Raw genomic sequence first — 16101 nt, 5'->3', positions numbered from 1 at the left:
TCCTGAATCGGTATTGGCCAGCCCGTCGGGAGCGCCCCTATAACAGGGGGTTTCTCGTCCAGGCAGAGCGTTCCATGAATTCGTCCCAGGGTTTCCCCCGCCTCGCGCTGTTTCTCTGCGGTTGCGCTGCGTTCCTCAATCTCTATACCACCCAGGGCATCTTCGACGAACTGGCGGCGAGCTTCCACATCAGCGCCCATCAATCGAACTGGAGCATCACCGCCACTACCCTGGCGGTGGCCCTCGCCGCGCCCTTCGTCGGCCGGCTCAGCGGCGGCCGCGAGCGCAGCCGGGTGATCGCCTTCGCCGCCAGCCTGCTCTGCGTGCCCATGCTGCTGGCCGCCCATGCCGGCAGCTTCGCCGCCTTCCTGCTCTGGCGCTTCGCCGAGGGGATGCTGATTCCCCTGCTGTTCGCCAGCAGCGTGGCCTACATCAGCGAGCGCTGGAGCGGCGGCGCGGTCATCGAGCTGACCAGCCTCTATGTCGCCGGGACCATCCTCGGCGGCTTCGCCGGACGCTTCCTCACCGGCCTGCTGACCGAGGAGTGGGATTGGCGCGTCGCCTTCCGGATCCTCGCCGGGCTGACCCTGCTCATCGCCGTCGCCATCCGCGCGCTGCTCCCTGCCAATTCTGGCAGGCACTCGCCCGCACCCGGGAAACGCCCCTTAGTATCCCGTGAACTGTTCCGGGCTCCGCTGCTGTCGTCCTACGCGGTGGGGTTCTGTGTCCTCTTTTCCCAGGTCGCCATGTTCACCTATATCGGCATCCATCTCAGCCGTCCGCCGTACAGCCTGGACACCGCTCAGCTCGGCTCGATCTACGCGGTGTTCCTCCTCGCCCTGCTGGTGATTCCCGCCAGCGGCCGCCTGGCCCGCGCCCGCCCGCACCGCCAGTTGCTGCTGGGCGCATCGCTGCTGGGCGTCTGCGGCTCGCTGCTGACCCTGGCGCCGGGCCTGCCGACGATTCTCGTCGGCCTGGCTCTCAGCGCCACCGGCGTGTTCCTCGCACAGTCCACGGTCAACGCTTTCACCGCCAGCAACGCCGGGACCGACAAGGCCGGCGCCGTCGGCCTCTACCTGGCCTGCTACTACGCCGGCGGCAGCTTCGGCGCGGTGCTGCCGGCGCCATTCTGGGACCGCTGGGGCTGGCCGGGCTGCCTGGGCCTGATCCTCCTGGCCCAGTTGCTGCCGTTGCTGCTGACCCGCTACGGCTGGTCCGCACCACAGGCCGAACGCGCGGCCCTGCGCGCGTCGCAAGGAAGACCGTAACCATCGCAAGAACAACAAGAACCGACAGGAGGTTAGCCATGAACCATGTCATCACCCCCCACAGCAAGCTGCTCGGCGTCATCGAGCCAGTCCTCAACGACATGCCCGCCGGCCCCCTGCGCCATGCGCTGTTCCGGGCCTTCTGGGACGAGACGGCGTCGTTGCTGGACATCGAGGACGCCTTCGCCCGGGTCACCGCCCGGCGCCAGGCGGTCGAGCCGCTGCGCAAGTTCTTCGCCAGCTGGTCGAAGACCAACAACTCGGCGGCCAGCGTTTCCGGGTTGGCCAATCGCCTGACCCTGCTGGCCCGTTCGGAACAGGGTTCGGCAGCGGCAGACCAGCTCTATCGAGCCTGCGGCAGCCTACAACGGATCACCGACGAAGACCTCGGCGCCCTCGGCAACACCGTGCATGCCGATCTTTTCTACACCATGGCCACCACCCTTTGCGGCGACGACCGCTGGCTGCTGCGCGAGAACTGCCTGCCTTCGGCGCAGGCGTTCAAGGACTGGACCGACCGCCAGCGCCTGCGCGAGCGCGACCTGATGCAGGGACTGCTGACCACGCTGGTACACGAGGTCTATACCCACGGCGAGGTGGAGTACATCCACCCGCTGTACAAGGAATGGTTCAGCCGCGACATGGGCGTACCCGCCGAACGCGCCCGCGCCACCGTGGCCTGGGTAACGGTGCACACCGGCGGCACCGAGAGCAATCACTTCGCCCACGCCACGGCGGCGGTGAACGCCTTCGTCGAGGCGATGGAAATCGAGGTGAACGAAGAAGCCGCGCGCAACCTGTTCGGGCTCTACCTGCGCAACAAGGCGCAGGTCATGCGTGACTGCGCGGCGATGTTCTGAGGACTGGCGGCCCTCCCGTCAGGGGAGCCGCCCCGCTCAGACTCGTGCCAGCGCCGGCAGGTCGCCGCTGAGGCCAAGCGCCTGGCGGACGAACAGCGCCTTGGCCTCGTGATGGCCGTCGACCAGGCGCAGGCCGGCGTTGCGCAGCCAGCGCAGCGGCAACCGGTCGGCCTGGAACAGGCGTTCGAAGCCTTCCATCGCCGTCATCATGCCCAGGTTGTGCGGCATCCGCCGCCGCTCGAAGCGACTCAGCACGCGTTCGTCGGCAAGCCGTTCGCCGCGCTCCAGGGCATGCAACAGGACCTCGGACAGCACCGCCGCATCGAGGAAACCCAGGTTCACGCCCTGTCCGGCCAGCGGGTGGATGGTGTGCGCAGCGTCGCCGACCAGCGCCAGGCCTGGCTCGACGTAACGCTTGGCGTGCCGCTGGCGCAGCGGGATGCACAGGCGCCGGTCGGCATGCAGGATGGCGCCCAGGCGCTGTTCGAAAGCTTCGCCGAGGGCGGCGCGGAAGCCATCCTCGTCCAGCGCCATCAGCCGTTCTGCCTGTTCCGGGGTGGTCGACCAGACGATCGAGCACCAGTGTTCGTCGCCGCGGTCCGGCAGGGGCAGGAAGGCCAGCGGGCCGTCGTCGGTGAAGCGCTGCCAGGCGGTTGCGCGGTGCGCGTTCTCGCAGCGCACGCTGGTGACGATGGCGTGGTGCAGGTAATCCCATTCGCGGGTGGCGCAGCCGGCCAGGCGGCGTACCGCCGAGTTGGCGCCGTCGGCGGCGACCACCAGCGGCGCGCGCAGCTGACGGCCGTCGGCCAGGGTCAGCAGCCAGTCGTCACCGGAGTGGCGCATCTGTTCCAGGCGCGCGTTGGCCAGCAGGCCGGTGGTGGAATCGTGCAGGCGTTCCAGCAGGGCGTCCTGCACCACCCGGTTCTCGACGATATGGCCGAGCACCTCGGCGTGCACGCTGGCGGCGCTGAAGCCGATCCGCCCGGTGCCGGAGCCATCCCACACCTGCATCTCGCGATAGGGCTCGGCGCGGCGCGCGACGATGCCGTCCCAGGCGTGCAGGCGCTGGAGAATCCGCCGGCTGGCTTCGGACAGCGCACTGACCCGCGGCTCGTAGGGCGCCTCCGGCTTGAACGGCGCCACGTCGAGCGAGCCGCCGTCCACCAGCAGCACCTCCAGGCCGCTGCCCTCCAGGGCCAGGGCCAGGGCGCTACCGACCATGCCGGCGCCGACGATGACCAGATCCGCGTGCATATCCTCGTTCTCCACTCGTGGGCCCTCTTCAGGCCGCGTTCCGCAGGCGCGGCTTAAGCCGCACGTACAGGGTTTTCTGAACCCGCGCCACCAGGGTGCCGGCGGCGTCGCGCACTTCGGCGTGCAGCCGGGGCAGGTACTTCTCGCCGCCGGCGGTCCGCTCGCGGACCTCGTCGAGCAGCTTCTGGTCGATGCTGAAATGCGCATACACCGGGCCCTTGCCCGGGCTGACGAACTCGATGTTGGCCGCCTTGTCCCAGACCACGTAGTCGCGGCCCAGGTTCTCCATCAGCATCAACATGAAGAACGGGTCGGTCATCGCGTAGAGGCTGCCACCGAACTGGGTGCCTACATAGTTGCGATTGAGCCGGTTCAGGCCCATGCGCACCCGAACCTCGCGGAAATCGCCGGCGATGTGCCGCACACGGATGCCCGCCCCCAGGAAGGGCGGGTAGAGGTTCATGGCGAAGCGCAGCAGGCGGGCCTTGCGCGCCCTCGACCAGACCGGCATGGCGCTACAGCGGCCGCGCGCCGAGGCCCATGGCCTGACGGGCGAACCAGCGCTTGGCCGGCGGCAGCAGGTCGAGCCCGAGCAGGCCGAGGTTGCGCCCGGCGCCGAGCAGCGCGCGGTCGTTGGAGAACAGCCGGGTCACCCGGTCGGAGAAGCCGACGGTCATCTGCTGGTCCAGGCGCTGCCCATCGAGGTAGCGCTGCAGCACGGCGAACTCGCCCAGCGGCGCGTCGTCGTGGAGCAGGGCGTCGACCAGCGCCAGGGTGTCGCGCAACGACAGGTTGAAGCCCTGGCCGGCGATGGGGTGCAGACTGTGCGCAGCGTTGCCCAGCACCACCAGGTGCGGACGCACCTGCTCGCGGGCCTCGACCAGGTGCAAGGGGTAGCAGTACCGTGCGCCGACCTGGCGGAAGGCGCCGAGGCGGTAGCCGAAGGCAGCCTGCAGCTCGCCGAGGAAGGCCGAGTCATCGAGGCCACGCAGACGTTCGGCGTCCTTGCCTGGGCGGGTCCAGATCAGCGCGCAACGGTTCTCCGGCAACGGCAGCAGGGCCATCGGACCGCTGGGGGTGAAGCGCTCGAAGGCCTGCCCGAGGTGCGCCTCGGAGGGCGATACGTTGGCGATCAGCGCAGTCTGCCGGTACGGCGTCTGCTCCACGGCGATGCCAAGTTGTTCGCGCAGCCCGGAACGACCGCCATCGGCGAGGATCGCCAGCTCGCAATCGAGTTGCGTCTCGTCGTCGAGGGTAAGCCGGTAACCGCCCTCCCGGGCTTCCAGGGTCTTCACTTCGGCCGGGCAGTGCCAGCGCACCACCTCGGGGTCGAGCGCCTTCCACAGGCACTGGCCGAGCCAGGCGTTCTCCACCACGTAGCCCAGCGCCGGCACGCCTTCCTCGATGGCGGTCAGGCGGGTGGCGCCGAAGCGGCCGCGGTCGGAAACATGGATATGCAGGATCGGCTCGGCGCGCTCGGCGATCGCCGGCCACAGGCCGAGTCGCTCGTAGATCTGCCGGCTGCCGTAGGACAGCGCCGAAGAGCGGGCGTCGTAGCTGGGCTGGTAGGCATTGCCGGGGGCGAAGGGTTCGATCAGCACGATCGACCAGCCGCGCTCCCGAGCGCCGGCCTGCAGGGCCAGCGCCAGCGAGGCGCCGACCAGGCCCCCGCCGATGATCGCCAGGTTGACCTTGCTCATCGTCACCTCAGGCTGCCTCGCTCTTGGCCGCGGCCATCAGCGCCTCGATCTCGGCGACGGTCTTCGGCACGCCGTTGGTCAGCACTTCGCAGCCATTGCGGGTGACCACCACGTCGTCCTCGATGCGTACGCCGATACCGCGCCACTTCTTCGCCACCGAGGTATTGTCCGGGGCGATGTAGATGCCCGGCTCGACGGTCATCGCCATGCCCGGTTCGAGCACCCGCCATTCGCCGCCGACGCGGTACTCGCCGACGTCGTGCACGTCCATCCCCAGCCAGTGGCCGGCGCGGTGCATGTAGAAAGCCTTGTAGGCCTCGTGGGCGATCAGCTCGTCGACGTCGCCCTCCAGCAGGCCCAGGCGCACCAGCCCGGCGGTGATGACCCGTACGGTGGCCTCATGGGCCTCGTTCCAGTGGCGACCGGGGGCGATGTAGTCGAACGCCGCCATGTTGGCTTCCAGCACCAGTTCGTAGATCGCCTTCTGCTCGGGGCTGAAGCGGCCATTGGCGGGGAAGGTACGGGTGATGTCGCTGGCGTAGCAGTCGATCTCGCAGCCGGCATCGATCAGGATCAGGTCGCCGTCCTTGATCGCCGCATCGTTCTCGCGGTAGTGCAGGATGCAGGCGTTGCGTCCGGCGGCGACGATCGAGCCGTAGGCCGGCATCTTCGCCCCGCCCTTGCGGAACTCGTATTCCAGTTCGGCTTCCAGGTGGTACTCGAACAGCCCCGGCCGGCACACCTCCATCGCCCGGATGTGCGCCCGGGCGGAGACCTCGGCGGCGTAGCGCATGACCTTCACTTCGTTGGCGCTCTTGTACAGCCGCTGGTCGTGCAGCAGATGGTCGAGGGCAACGAACTCGTTCGGCGGCTGCGCGCCCTGGCGGGCCTTGGAGCGGATCACGTTGATCCAGTCCATCAGCCGGCGGTCGAAGTCGGGATTGGCGCCAAGGGCGTAGTAGACCCGGTCGCGGCCTTCGATCAGGCCGGGCAGGATGTCGTCGATATCGCCGATGGGAAAGGCGTCGTCGGCGCCGTACTGGCCGATCGCACCGTCCTGGCCGGCGCGCAGGCCGTCCCACAGTTCACGCTCCGGATCCCGCTCGCGGCAGAACAGCACGTATTCGCCGTGGGCACGGCCGGGAATCAGCGCCATCACCGCCTCCGGCTCGGGGAAGCCGGTGAGGTACTGGAAGTCGCTGTCCTGGCGGTAGACATGCTCGACGTCGCGATTGCGGATGTACATCGGCGCCGCCGGCAGGATGGCGATGCTGTTGGGTTCCATCTGCGCCATCAGCGCCTTGCGCCGACGTGCGTACTCCGACTTGGGGATACGGATCATGCAGAAACCTCAGTGCAGTGAAGGCTTGGGAGCGGGCTCCAGCGGCTTGCCGCACTCGGCGAACAGCAGCAGCGGAGCGACCCGCAGGTATTCCATGACTTCCATATAGTCCGTCTCGCCGTCCTCGCTGTCTTCCAGCTGGCCCTGGACCTGGGCGATGGCGGCCATGTCCTGCAGCACTTCCTCGGCCTCGCCGGTCAGGCTGCCTTCGCGGGCGGTGAGGCCGAAGCCGGCGAGGAAACCCTGGCACCATTGGCCGAGCGCCTCGGTGCGCTGGGCGAGCGGGGTTTCGTCGTCGGGCAGGAGCATGACGACGGCGACCTCGCCGGCGGAAAAGTCCTGCCGGACCATGCCGAGCAGGCCGGACAACGCGGCCTTGAGTCGTTCGCCCGGCGCGCCGCCGAGCAGTTCGGCGGCGGCGTGTTGCCAGGCGGCCTCGTCGAAGCCGGCGCCGGCGCAGACCCGACCCAGCAGATGGCCGTGCAGTTCGGCCGGCGAGACCGGCATGGCCGCCTCGGCGAGAAGGGAGGAAAAGGCGCTGTAGGCGGAATTCTGAGTGGACATCTCGGGACCCTGACGGCTGGGCGCCATTGGGGCGCTACACGTGAAATGAAGATGGTTATCCTAGCACCGCCCGCCCCGGCAAGACCATGCGACCGGTTGCCGGCGCGCCGGCCCGGCCGGGGCATTGGCCCCGACCGGGGACGATCCTATATAGTTGTCCAATCACCCCAATTCCCAAGCGAGAGCCCATGGAAGACGCCGATCTGCAATTGTTGACGGCCAAGTTCGACCAGTTGCTCCAGAAGCTGGAACAGCTCAAGGCGGAGAACCGGCTGCTGCGGGCGAACGAAAAGTCCTGGCGCGAAGAGCGCGCTCATCTGATCGAAAAGAACGAAATGGCGAGACACAAGGTCGAAGCGATGATTTTGCGTCTGAAAGCCTTGGAGCAGGACACATGAGCCAGTCGAATACCCTCACCGTGCAGATTCTCGACAAGGAATACTGCATCAATTGCCCGGACGACGAGCGCGCCAACCTGGAAAGCGCCGCCCGTTACCTGGACGGCAAGATGCGCGAGATCCGCTCCAGCGGCAAAGTCATCGGCGCCGACCGGGTTGCCGTGATGGCCGCCCTCAACATCACCCACGACCTGCTGCACCGCAAGGAGCGCCTGGACCAGGAAAGCAGCTCGACCCGCGAGCGCGTGCGCGAACTGCTCGATCGCGTCGACCGCGCCCTGGCGAATCCGGCCGATGCCGGCGAAGCCTGACCCGGGCGCGGCCAATTCGGGTATACTGGCCTCCGCTCCCTGGTGTGTTGGCCAGTCGGTGATGTCCCTGAGCCGATAACTGCAACAACGGAGGTTGCCAGTTGGACCGGTGTGCATGTCCGCACGACGGAAAGCCTTAAGGTCTACTGCAACCGCCACCTTGAACTTTCGGGTTCAAGGGCTAACCCGACAGCGGCACGACCGGGGAGCTACCTTTCCACATGATCGAATCGCAAGACCTCAGCCGCCCGGCCCTGCGCCGCAAGCTCCGCCAGGCGCGCCGCGCGCTCTCCCCCCTGCAGCAACGCCTCGCCGCCCGCGCCCTCTATCGACAACTGGCGCAGCATCCCCTTTTTCGCCGTGCCCGCCATATCGCCCTGTACCTGCCCAACGACGGCGAGATCGACCCGCGTCCGCTGCTGCGTGCGGCGCAGAAGCGCGGCAAGGCCACCTACCTGCCGGTGCTGGCGCCCTGGCCGCGGACGCGCATGGTGTTCCAGCGGGTCGGCAGCGGCGAACGCTGGACCCGCAACCGCTTCCGCATCAGCGAACCGCTGGCCGACGCCGGCCGCCAGCGCAAGGCCTGGGCGCTGGACCTGGTACTGCTGCCGCTGGTGGGGTTCGACGAACAGGGCGGGCGCCTGGGCATGGGCGGCGGCTTCTACGACCGCAGCCTGGCCTACCTGGCGAGGCGCAAAAATGGTCACAAACCGACGCTGATCGGCCTGGCCCATGAATGTCAGAAGGTGGATCGACTGGCGCTGGCCAGCTGGGACATTCCCCTGGCGGGAACGGTGACCGATGCGGGCTGGTATGTGGCAGGGAAACGCTAGGAAGGAGGGAGAACCCTGGGTACCGCGTTCCATGCGATACCCGGCGAGTCTTACGGCTGTTGCGTCACCTGGGCGGGCGTACTGGCCTGTCGTTCCCAGAGGCTCTGGGTATAACCGGTGGTGACGACCCCAAGTCCGAAGATGATGACCAAAACCCACAGCAAGTCTGGCTTGCGCTTCATCGATTGCCTCCCCCTTCCAGGCAATTTTCGAGGCCGGTCCTTGCGATTATCTTATCGCCTGAGCACCCTGCCCCGCTGAAAAACGGCATTTTCCGATAAGCTGAAGTCATACGCAATTACACCGGCGACCGGTGGTCACGCGCAGACGTTTCCTACGTACATCTACGAAAGAGGAGCAAAGTTCATGCCTGCCTACTGGCTGATGAAATCCGAGCCGGACGAACTCTCGATCCGCGACCTGCAGCGCCTCGGAACCGCCCGCTGGGATGGCGTGCGCAACTACCAGGCGCGCAACTTCATCCGCAGCATGAACCCCGGCGACCTGTTTTTCTTCTACCACTCCAGTTGCCCGCAGCCCGGCATCGCCGGTATCGCCCGCATCGAAGGCGAAGCCTACCCCGATCCCACGGCCCTGGATCCCGCCAGCCCTTACCACGACCCCAAGGCCAGCGCCGAGAAGAATCCCTGGAGCGCCCGCGACGTCAGCTTCGTCGAAGCCTTCGCCGAGGTCGTTCCACTGGCCCGGCTGAAGGCGCAGGACGCCCTGGCCAACCTCGCCCTGGTGCAGAAGGGCAGCCGTCTCTCGGTGATGCCGGTCAGCGCCGAGGAATGGCAGGCGATCCTGCCGCTGGCGAAACGCTGAAGCCATCGCTCAGGCCATCTGCGAGATGGTCCGGCGGAAACGCCAGAGCGCGCCGAAGAAGAACGCCGAACCGATCGCCACGATGCCGGCGAACTGCGGCCAGACGATGTCGAAACCGGCGCCGCGGAACAGGATCGCCTGGGCCAGGCTGACGAAATGCGTGGTCGGAGCCGCCAGCATGATGTTCTGCACCAGTTCCGGCATGCTTTCCCGTGGCGTGCTGCCGCCCGAAAGGATGTTCAGCGGCAACAGCACGAGGATGGTCAGCAGCCCGAGCTGCGGCATCGAGCGCGCCACCGTGCCGAGGAATATGCCCATGGAGGTGGTGGCGAACAGATGCAATCCGGCGCCGAGCAGGAACAGCCCCACCGAGCCACTGATCGGCACGTCCAGCCAGCCACGCACCACCCACTGCAACGAGAGCCCCGCCGCCACCAGCACCACCAGCCCCATCGACCAGACCTTGGCCATCATGATCTCGAAGGCCGACAGCGGCATCACCAGCAGGTGCTCGACGGTGCCGTGCTCGCGCTCGCGGATCAGCGCGGCGCCGGTGAGGATGATCGACAGCATGGTGATCTGGTTGATCACTTCCATCACCCCGCCGAACCAGGCCTGGGTCAGGTTCGGGTTGAACTCCATGCGCACCTCGATCTGCGCCGGCATGCTCGGCTCCGCGCGGTAGCGGCTGACGAACTCGCGCACCTCGGTGGCGACGATGTTCTGGATGTAGCCCGCGCCGGAGAACGCCTGCCCGGTCTGGGTCGCGTCGACGTTGACCTGGATCGAGGGCTTGCGCCCGGCCAGCACGTCGCGCTGGAAGTCCGGCGGGATATCGAGGGTGAAGGTATACAGGCCGACGTCCATGCCGCGATCCATCTCGGCATGCCCGATCATTTCCGGCGGCCGGAAGTATGGGGGCTGGAAGGCATTGACGATACGCGACGAGAGTTGCGAGCGGTCCTCGTCGACCACCGCGATCGGCGCGTGATGCAAGGTTTCCGGAATACCGGTGGCGGAACTGTAGACGCCCAGGGTGAAGGCCCAGACGATCAGTGCCAGCATCGCGTAGTCGCGGCCGAGGCTGCGGAACTCCTTGATGCCCAGGTTGAAGATGTTGGCCAGGCTGCGCATCGCTCAGTCCTCCTGCTTCTTCAGGCAGGCCACGCTGAGCAGGGTCAGCACCACGATGGAAGCGGCAAGCGGCAGGTAGTAGGCCCAGAGATCGGGCAGGCCCAGCGATTTGGAAAAGGCGCCGCGGCTGACCACCAGGAAATGCGAGGTCGGATAGAGCTTGCCGATCCAGGCCGCCGCACCTTCCAGCGAGGACACCGGGTGGATCAGCCCGGAGAACTGGATCGCCGGGATCATGGTGGCGATCGCCACGCCGAATACAGCGGCGATCTGGCTGCGCATGAACGTCGAGAGGAACAGCCCGAGGCCGGTGCTGGTGACCACATAGAGGAAAGCGCCGATGGTCAACGCCAGGAAGCTGCCCTTGAGCGGCACGCGAAATACCACGATGGCCAGGACCAGCATCAGCAGGAAGTTGATCATGCCCATGGCGACGTAGGGCAGCTGCTTGCCGACCAGGAACTCCAGGCGCGTCACCGGGGTGACATAGAGGTTGGTGATCGAACCCAGTTCCTTTTCGCGCACCACGCCGAGGGCGGTGAGCATGGCCGGGATCATGATCAGCAGCAGCGGGATCACCGCCGGCACCATCGCCTTCAGGCTTTCCACGTCGGGGTTGTAGCGATAGCGCACCTCGGTGCTGGCCGCCGCGCTGACCTCGGCCCCACCCGCCTGCCGCGAGAGGTCCGCCAGGTAGCTGGTGTGCAGGCCCTGCACGTAGCCGAGCACGGTGTTGGCACGGGTCGGCATCGCTCCGTCGATCCACACGCCGATGGCCGGATCGGAGCCACGCTTGAGATCGCGCCCGAAGTTCGGCGGGATCTCCACCGCCAGGCTCAGTTCGCCGCTGCGCAGGCGCCGGTCGAGGTCGTCCGGGTCGGTGATCGGCGCATGTTCGACGAAATAGCGCGAGCCGGCGATGTTCAGCGCATAGGCCTGGCTGGTGGTGGTCTGGTCACGGTCGAGGACCGCCCAGGAGAGGTCCTCGACGTCCATGTTGATGCCGTAGCCGATGATGAACATCAGCAGCGCGGTGCCGAGCAGGGCCAGGGTCAGGCGGATCGGGTCGCGGCGCAGTTCCATGGCTTCGCGGCGCGCATAACTGAACAGCCGCAGGGGGCTGAAGCGTTCGCGTTGCGCCTGGCGCCCCTGGCCATCACCTGGCTGCTCCGCGACGGCCGGCGCCTCGGCCGGTTGCGCTGGCGCGGCGGCGCCGGCGGCTTCTTCCAGGTACGCGATGAAGGTCGCTTCCAGGGTCGGCAGGCCGCGCTGGCGCACCAGCTCATCGGGAGTATCGCTGGCCAGTACCTTGCCGGCATGCATCAGCGAGATGCGATCGCAGCGCTGGGCCTCGTTCATGAAGTGGGTGGAAATGAAGATGGTCACCCCGTCGCGGCGCGACAGCTCGACCATCAGTTCCCAGAAGCCGTCGCGAGCCACCGGATCGACCCCCGAAGTGGGCTCGTCGAGGATCAGGATCTCCGGCTTGTGGATCACCGCCACCGCCAGCGACAGGCGCTGGCGAATGCCCAGCGGCAGGTCGTCGGGCAGCTCGTCGGCAACCTTCTCCAGATCGAAGCGCCGGAGCATTTCGCCGACCCGTGCCGGGATGCCATCCGCCGGCAGGTGGAACAGCCGGGCGTGCAGCACCAGGTTCTGCCGCACGCTCAGCTCGGCATACAGGGAGAAGGCCTGGGACATGTAGCCGACCCGGCGACGGGTCGCCATGTCGCTGGCGTCCACCGGCTGGCCGAACAGCGCGCACGTGCCTTCGCTGGCCGGCAGCAGGCCGGTGAGCATCTTCATGGTGGTGGACTTGCCGCAGCCGTTGGAGCCGAGGAAGCCGAAGATTTCCCCACGCTCGATACGGAAGCTGACGTGATCGACCGCGACGAAGTCGCCGAAACGACAGGTCAGGCCCTCGGCCTCGATGGCGATCCGCGGCGCGCCTTCGCTCTGCGGTCGCGGCGGGATCACCAATCGATGGTGGCCGGCGCGCTTGCTTTCCGGCAGCAGGGCGATGAACGCCGACTCGAGGCTCTGCGTCCCGGTACGCTCGCGCAACTCCTGCGGCGTACCGGTGGCCAGGACCTTTCCATCATCCATCGCCACCAGCCAGTCGAAGCGCTCGGCTTCCTCCATGTAGGCGGTGGCGACCAGCACGCTCATGCCTTCGCGGCCCGCGCGGATACGGCCGATCAGTTCCCAGAACTGGTTGCGCGACAGCGGGTCGACGCCGGTGGTCGGCTCGTCGAGGATCAGCAGGTCGGGATCGTGGATCAGCGCGCAGCACAGCCCGAGCTTCTGCTTCATGCCGCCGGACAGCTTGCCCGCAGGACGCTCGGCGAACGGCGCCAATCCGGTGCTTTGCAGCAGATCGGCGATGCGCCGCTCGCGCTCGGCCTTGTCGTGGCCGAACAGCCGACCGAAGAAGTCGACGTTCTCGAACACCGAGAGCGTCGGGTAGAGGTTCTTGCCCAGCCCCTGGGGCATGTAGGCGATGCGCGGGCAGACCGCCCGGCGGTGGCGGCGGTCGCGCATGTCGCCATCGAGCACGCGGATCTCGCCATCCTGCATCTTCCGTGCGCCGGCCAGCAGCGCCAGCAGGCTGGACTTGCCGACCCCGTCCGGACCGATCAGGCCGACCATGCGGTTGGCCGGGATATCCAGGCTGACGTCGTCCACCGCGCGCGTCTCGCCGTAGCGCAGCGAAACGCCCCGGAGGCTCGCCACGCCGCTCCCGCCAGCGGTCATTGCGGAACCTTGATCTGCAGGTTGGCCGGCCACTCGACCTCAGGGTCCAGTCGCAGGTAGGCCATTCCGGGCACGCCGGTCTTGACGTAGGTGATGTATTTTTCCAGCAGCGCCGGATCGAGCCGCGCCTTGACCCGGAACATCAGCTTCTCCCGCTCGTTGGCGGTTTCCACCGTTTTCGGGGTGAACTGGGCGACGCTGGCGACATAGGAAACCTTGGCCGGGATCACGTAGTCCGGCACCGCGTCGATCACCAAGCGCACTTCCTGGCCCAGTCCGACCCTGCCGGCCTGCATGGATGGCAGGAAGAAAGTCATGTAGACGTCGGCCAGGTCGACCATGTTGAGCAGCTTGCCACCGGCCGGCAGCACTTCCCCCGGCTGTGCCACGCGGTACTGCACGCGGCCGTTGCGCGGCGCCTTGAGCAGGCTGTCGTCGATATCCGCCTGGAGCCGGGCGACGCTGGCCTTGGCCGCCTCGATGGCCGACTGCGCCTCGATTACCTGGGAACGCCCGGCCTCGATCGCCGCCTGCGCCGAAATCACTTGCGAGCGAGCCGCGGACAACGCCGCCTGGGCGCTCTGCAGGGTCGCCCGATCGTCGTCGAGTTGCTGTTGCGGCAGGGCATTGCGCTTGACCAGCGCCTCGGTACGGGTGAAGCGCTTCTGCGCCGCTGTCAGCTCGGCCTGGCGCTGCGCCACCACGGCCTGGGCGGTGCTCTTCTCGCTCTCGCGCTGGGCCACCAGCGAGGTCGCGGTGAGCTTGGCGTTCTCCGCCTGGCGCACCTGGGCCTGGGCCTGGGCCAACTGCGCCTCGAGCACCTGGGTATCCATCCGCGCGACGATTTCGCCGGCCTTGACGAAGTCGCCCTCGTCGACCTTGATCTCGGCGACCCGCCCGGGAAGCTTGGCCGCCACATCCACCTCGGTGGCCTCGATGCGTCCGTTGCCGCTGGCGAATCCCTCGCCCAGGCCGGTCGGTCGCGATACCTGCCAGACCAGCACGCCTACGCCGAGCAGCGCCGCCACGATCAAGGCACGGCTCAGCCACCGTTTGCTTTCCTGTTTCATCCCTTCTCCTCGCACGTCCGGCCAGGCCGCGGCGATGGCGCTCACGCTGGAAAGCGCGGCCGCCGCGGACTTCACTGGCTCGATTGTCCCTCCAGGGCGGCGCGCGGGTGTTGATGCACGTCAGACGCGCCCGACCGAACCTCACAGGAAAGCAGAATCCCCGGTGCCTCGCATCCGGGAGCGCGGGACAGAACGGATAGTTGACCTCAGGGCTGGACGATGAGGTTGTTGAACAGCAGGTCGGTCACCAGCGGCTTGCCCTCTTCCTGCTCGAGGGTCTGCTGGACCTGCTTCAGCGCCTCCTGGCGCAGGCCTTCCTTGGCCTCGACCGTACCCAGGCTCTGGTCGGTCTGCTGGGCGAACAGCATGATCAACTGGTTGCGGATCAAGGGCTCGTGATGCTCGACCTTGGTCGCCGCGTCCTTGTCGGCCACCTGCAGGGCGATGTCGGCCTTGTAGTACTGCAGGCGCGGCCCGCTGCCGTAGTTGCCGACCAGCGCCGGGGTCAGGTCGACGTAGACCGGCTTGTTCGCGCCCTCGCCTTCCGGCGCGGCCTCCTCGGCCGAGGCGAACGACGGGAACAGACTCAGGCACAGGGCCAGCGACAGGGCAATGGGGGTTCTCACGGGCGCATCTCCTCGACGAATGCCGGCAAGCATAGCCAGACTCTCGGCCGGGCCCAAGCCCGGGGTTTATGGACAACCATCAGTTGCGGCGATGCTGATTGACCCCCGGCGTCTCCCTCCTACACTGGCCGGACCGCAAACTGGAGCGTCCCCGATGAAAGCCGTCCTCTGCAAAGCCTTCGGCCCGGCCAGCAGCCTGGTCCTGGAAGAAATCGCCAGCCCGAGCCCGGCGAAGAACGAAGTCCTCCTCGATGTGCACGCCGCCGGGGTCAACTTCCCCGACACCCTGATCATCGAGGGCAAGTACCAGTTCAAACCGCCCTTCCCCTTCTCCCCGGGCGGCGAGGCGGCCGGGGTGGTCGCCGCGGTCGGCGAAAAGGTCGCCCACGTCAGGCCCGGCGACCGGGTCATGGCCCTGACCGGCTGGGGCAGCTTCGCCGAGCAGGTCAAGGTGCCCGGCTATAACGTGATGCCGATACCCGAAGGCATGGACTTCGCCAGCGCCGCCGCCTTCGGCATGACCTACGGCACCTCGATGCACGCCCTGAAACAGCGCGCCAACCTGCAACCCGGCGAGACCCTGCTGGTGCTCGGCGCTTCCGGCGGGGTCGGGCTGGCTGCCGTGGAGATCGGCAAGGCCATGGGCGCCCGGGTGATCGCTGCCGCCAGTACCCCCGACAAGCTCGCCGTGGCCAAGGCCGCCGGCGCCGACGAACTGATCAACTACAGCGAAGGTAGCCTGCGCGAGCAGCTCAAGGCCTTGACCGGCGGCCAGGGCGTCGATGTGATCTACGATCCGGTGGGCGGCGAACTGTTCGAGGAGGCCTTCCGCAGCATCGCCTGGAACGGACGGATGCTGGTGGTCGGCTTCGCCAGCGGCAGCATCCCTTCGCTGCCGGCCAACCTGACCCTGCTCAAGGGCGCCTCGCTGGTCGGCGTGTTCTGGGGATCGTTCGCCCAACGCCAGCCGCAGGACAACGCTGACAACTTCCGCCAGCTGTTCGCCTGGCACGCCGAAGGCAAGCTGAAGCCGCTGGTGTCGCAGCGCTTCCCGCTGGAACGGGCCGGCGACGCTATCGACGCCCTCGGCCAGCGCAAGGCGGTCGGCAAGGTGGTGGTGGAGGTTCGCTGAGCCACGAAGGCGGCGAGTATTGCCTCCCGC

Annotated in this window: 17 protein-coding genes and 1 other RNA gene; 8 read left to right on the top strand and 10 right to left on the bottom strand. The window is 67.5% G+C overall.

All coding sequences use genetic code 11. The features are described 5' to 3' along the window. Window positions 1-74 precede the first annotated feature (74 nt). A complete protein-coding gene (locus AC4OR5_RS08425) occupies window positions 75-1268 on the top strand; it encodes an MFS transporter (protein ID WP_058161023.1) in 1194 nt (397 codons plus the stop codon). 38 nt (window positions 1269-1306) lie between these two features. Then, a complete protein-coding gene (locus AC4OR5_RS08420; RefSeq protein ID WP_003136060.1) occupies window positions 1307-2128 on the top strand; it encodes a hypothetical protein in 822 nt (273 codons plus the stop codon). 36 nt (window positions 2129-2164) lie between these two features. Here AC4OR5_RS08420 and AC4OR5_RS08415 read toward each other — a convergent pair whose 3' ends face one another. Genes AC4OR5_RS08415 through AC4OR5_RS08395 form a run of 5 tightly spaced genes read right to left on the bottom strand, consistent with a single transcriptional unit; the run spans window position 2165 to window position 6988 of the window. Further along, window positions 2165-3382 (bottom strand): 2-octaprenyl-3-methyl-6-methoxy-1,4-benzoquinol hydroxylase, encoded by a 1218-nt coding sequence (locus AC4OR5_RS08415; RefSeq protein WP_009314482.1) that lies wholly within the window; start codon window positions 3380-3382, stop codon window positions 2165-2167. Window positions 3383-3410: 28 nt separating this feature from the next. After that, the gene (locus tag AC4OR5_RS08410) at window positions 3411-3893 is read right to left on the bottom strand and encodes a hotdog fold domain-containing protein (protein WP_019372280.1); all 483 of its coding nucleotides are present in this window, start codon (window positions 3891-3893) and stop codon (window positions 3411-3413) included. A gap of 4 nt (window positions 3894-3897) precedes the next feature. Continuing rightward, the gene (ubiH, locus tag AC4OR5_RS08405) at window positions 3898-5082 is read right to left on the bottom strand and encodes a 2-octaprenyl-6-methoxyphenyl hydroxylase (RefSeq protein ID WP_058161022.1); all 1185 of its coding nucleotides are present in this window, start codon (window positions 5080-5082) and stop codon (window positions 3898-3900) included. A 7-nt stretch (window positions 5083-5089) separates the two neighbouring features. After that, entirely contained in the window at window positions 5090-6424 is a 1335-nt protein-coding gene (gene pepP, locus AC4OR5_RS08400) for a Xaa-Pro aminopeptidase (protein ID WP_003096308.1), read from the bottom strand. A gap of 9 nt (window positions 6425-6433) precedes the next feature. After that, window positions 6434-6988, bottom strand: coding sequence for a YecA/YgfB family protein (locus AC4OR5_RS08395; RefSeq protein WP_003099193.1), 555 nt, complete (start codon window positions 6986-6988; stop codon window positions 6434-6436). Window positions 6989-7176: 188 nt separating this feature from the next. Here AC4OR5_RS08395 and AC4OR5_RS08390 point away from each other — a divergent pair, with 188 nt between their 5' ends. From AC4OR5_RS08390 to AC4OR5_RS08375, 4 genes are all read left to right on the top strand, one after another. Further along, the gene (locus tag AC4OR5_RS08390) at window positions 7177-7386 is read left to right on the top strand and encodes a TIGR02449 family protein (RefSeq protein ID WP_003096314.1); all 210 of its coding nucleotides are present in this window, start codon (window positions 7177-7179) and stop codon (window positions 7384-7386) included. Next, complete coding sequence (locus tag AC4OR5_RS08385) at window positions 7383-7697, top strand: cell division protein ZapA (protein WP_003096316.1); 315 nt, start codon at window positions 7383-7385, stop codon at window positions 7695-7697. The genes AC4OR5_RS08390 and AC4OR5_RS08385 overlap by 4 nt, the downstream gene beginning before the upstream one ends. A 33-nt stretch (window positions 7698-7730) precedes the next feature. After that, window positions 7731-7909, top strand: a non-coding RNA gene (gene ssrS / locus AC4OR5_RS08380) — 6S RNA. Between the two features lie 9 nt (window positions 7910-7918). Continuing rightward, window positions 7919-8530: a 5-formyltetrahydrofolate cyclo-ligase gene (locus tag AC4OR5_RS08375; RefSeq protein ID WP_003096321.1), complete on the top strand. Its 612-nt coding sequence runs from the start codon at window positions 7919-7921 to the stop codon at window positions 8528-8530. A gap of 50 nt (window positions 8531-8580) precedes the next feature. Here the strand turns inward: AC4OR5_RS08375 and AC4OR5_RS08370 are convergent, their stop codons facing one another. Next, entirely contained in the window at window positions 8581-8712 is a 132-nt protein-coding gene (locus AC4OR5_RS08370; protein ID WP_003096323.1) for a hypothetical protein, read from the bottom strand. 184 nt (window positions 8713-8896) lie between these two features. On the opposite strand from AC4OR5_RS08370, the gene AC4OR5_RS08365 reads away from it, so the two are divergent. Then, window positions 8897-9355 (top strand): EVE domain-containing protein, encoded by a 459-nt coding sequence (locus tag AC4OR5_RS08365; protein ID WP_003096326.1) that lies wholly within the window; start codon window positions 8897-8899, stop codon window positions 9353-9355. A gap of 9 nt (window positions 9356-9364) precedes the next feature. Here the strand turns inward: AC4OR5_RS08365 and AC4OR5_RS08360 are convergent, their stop codons facing one another. The 4 genes from AC4OR5_RS08360 to AC4OR5_RS08345 form a co-directional block, all read right to left on the bottom strand. After that, complete coding sequence (locus AC4OR5_RS08360; protein ID WP_003110669.1) at window positions 9365-10489, bottom strand: ABC transporter permease; 1125 nt, start codon at window positions 10487-10489, stop codon at window positions 9365-9367. 3 nt (window positions 10490-10492) lie between these two features. Further along, on the bottom strand, window positions 10493-13243 hold the full coding sequence (rbbA, locus tag AC4OR5_RS08355; RefSeq protein WP_033985198.1) for a ribosome-associated ATPase/putative transporter RbbA: 2751 nt from the start codon (window positions 13241-13243) through the stop codon (window positions 10493-10495). Beyond that, window positions 13240-14313 carry an HlyD family secretion protein gene (locus AC4OR5_RS08350; RefSeq protein WP_003099200.1) on the bottom strand — a complete coding sequence of 358 codons (1074 nt, stop codon included), beginning with the start codon at window positions 14311-14313 and terminating at the stop codon, window positions 13240-13242. The genes rbbA and AC4OR5_RS08350 overlap by 4 nt, the downstream gene beginning before the upstream one ends. A gap of 206 nt (window positions 14314-14519) precedes the next feature. Beyond that, entirely contained in the window at window positions 14520-14939 is a 420-nt protein-coding gene (locus tag AC4OR5_RS08345; protein ID WP_033985196.1) for a flagellar basal body-associated protein FliL, read from the bottom strand. Between the two features lie 154 nt (window positions 14940-15093). Between AC4OR5_RS08345 and AC4OR5_RS08340 the strand changes: the two genes are divergently transcribed. Beyond that, entirely contained in the window at window positions 15094-16071 is a 978-nt protein-coding gene (locus tag AC4OR5_RS08340; protein WP_003118041.1) for an NADPH:quinone oxidoreductase family protein, read from the top strand. Window positions 16072-16101: the final 30 nt, after the last annotated feature.

The sequence above is a fragment of the Pseudomonas sp. YA1 genome (assembly GCF_058680555.1).
This window is presented reverse-complemented; position numbering and strand designations above follow the sequence as displayed.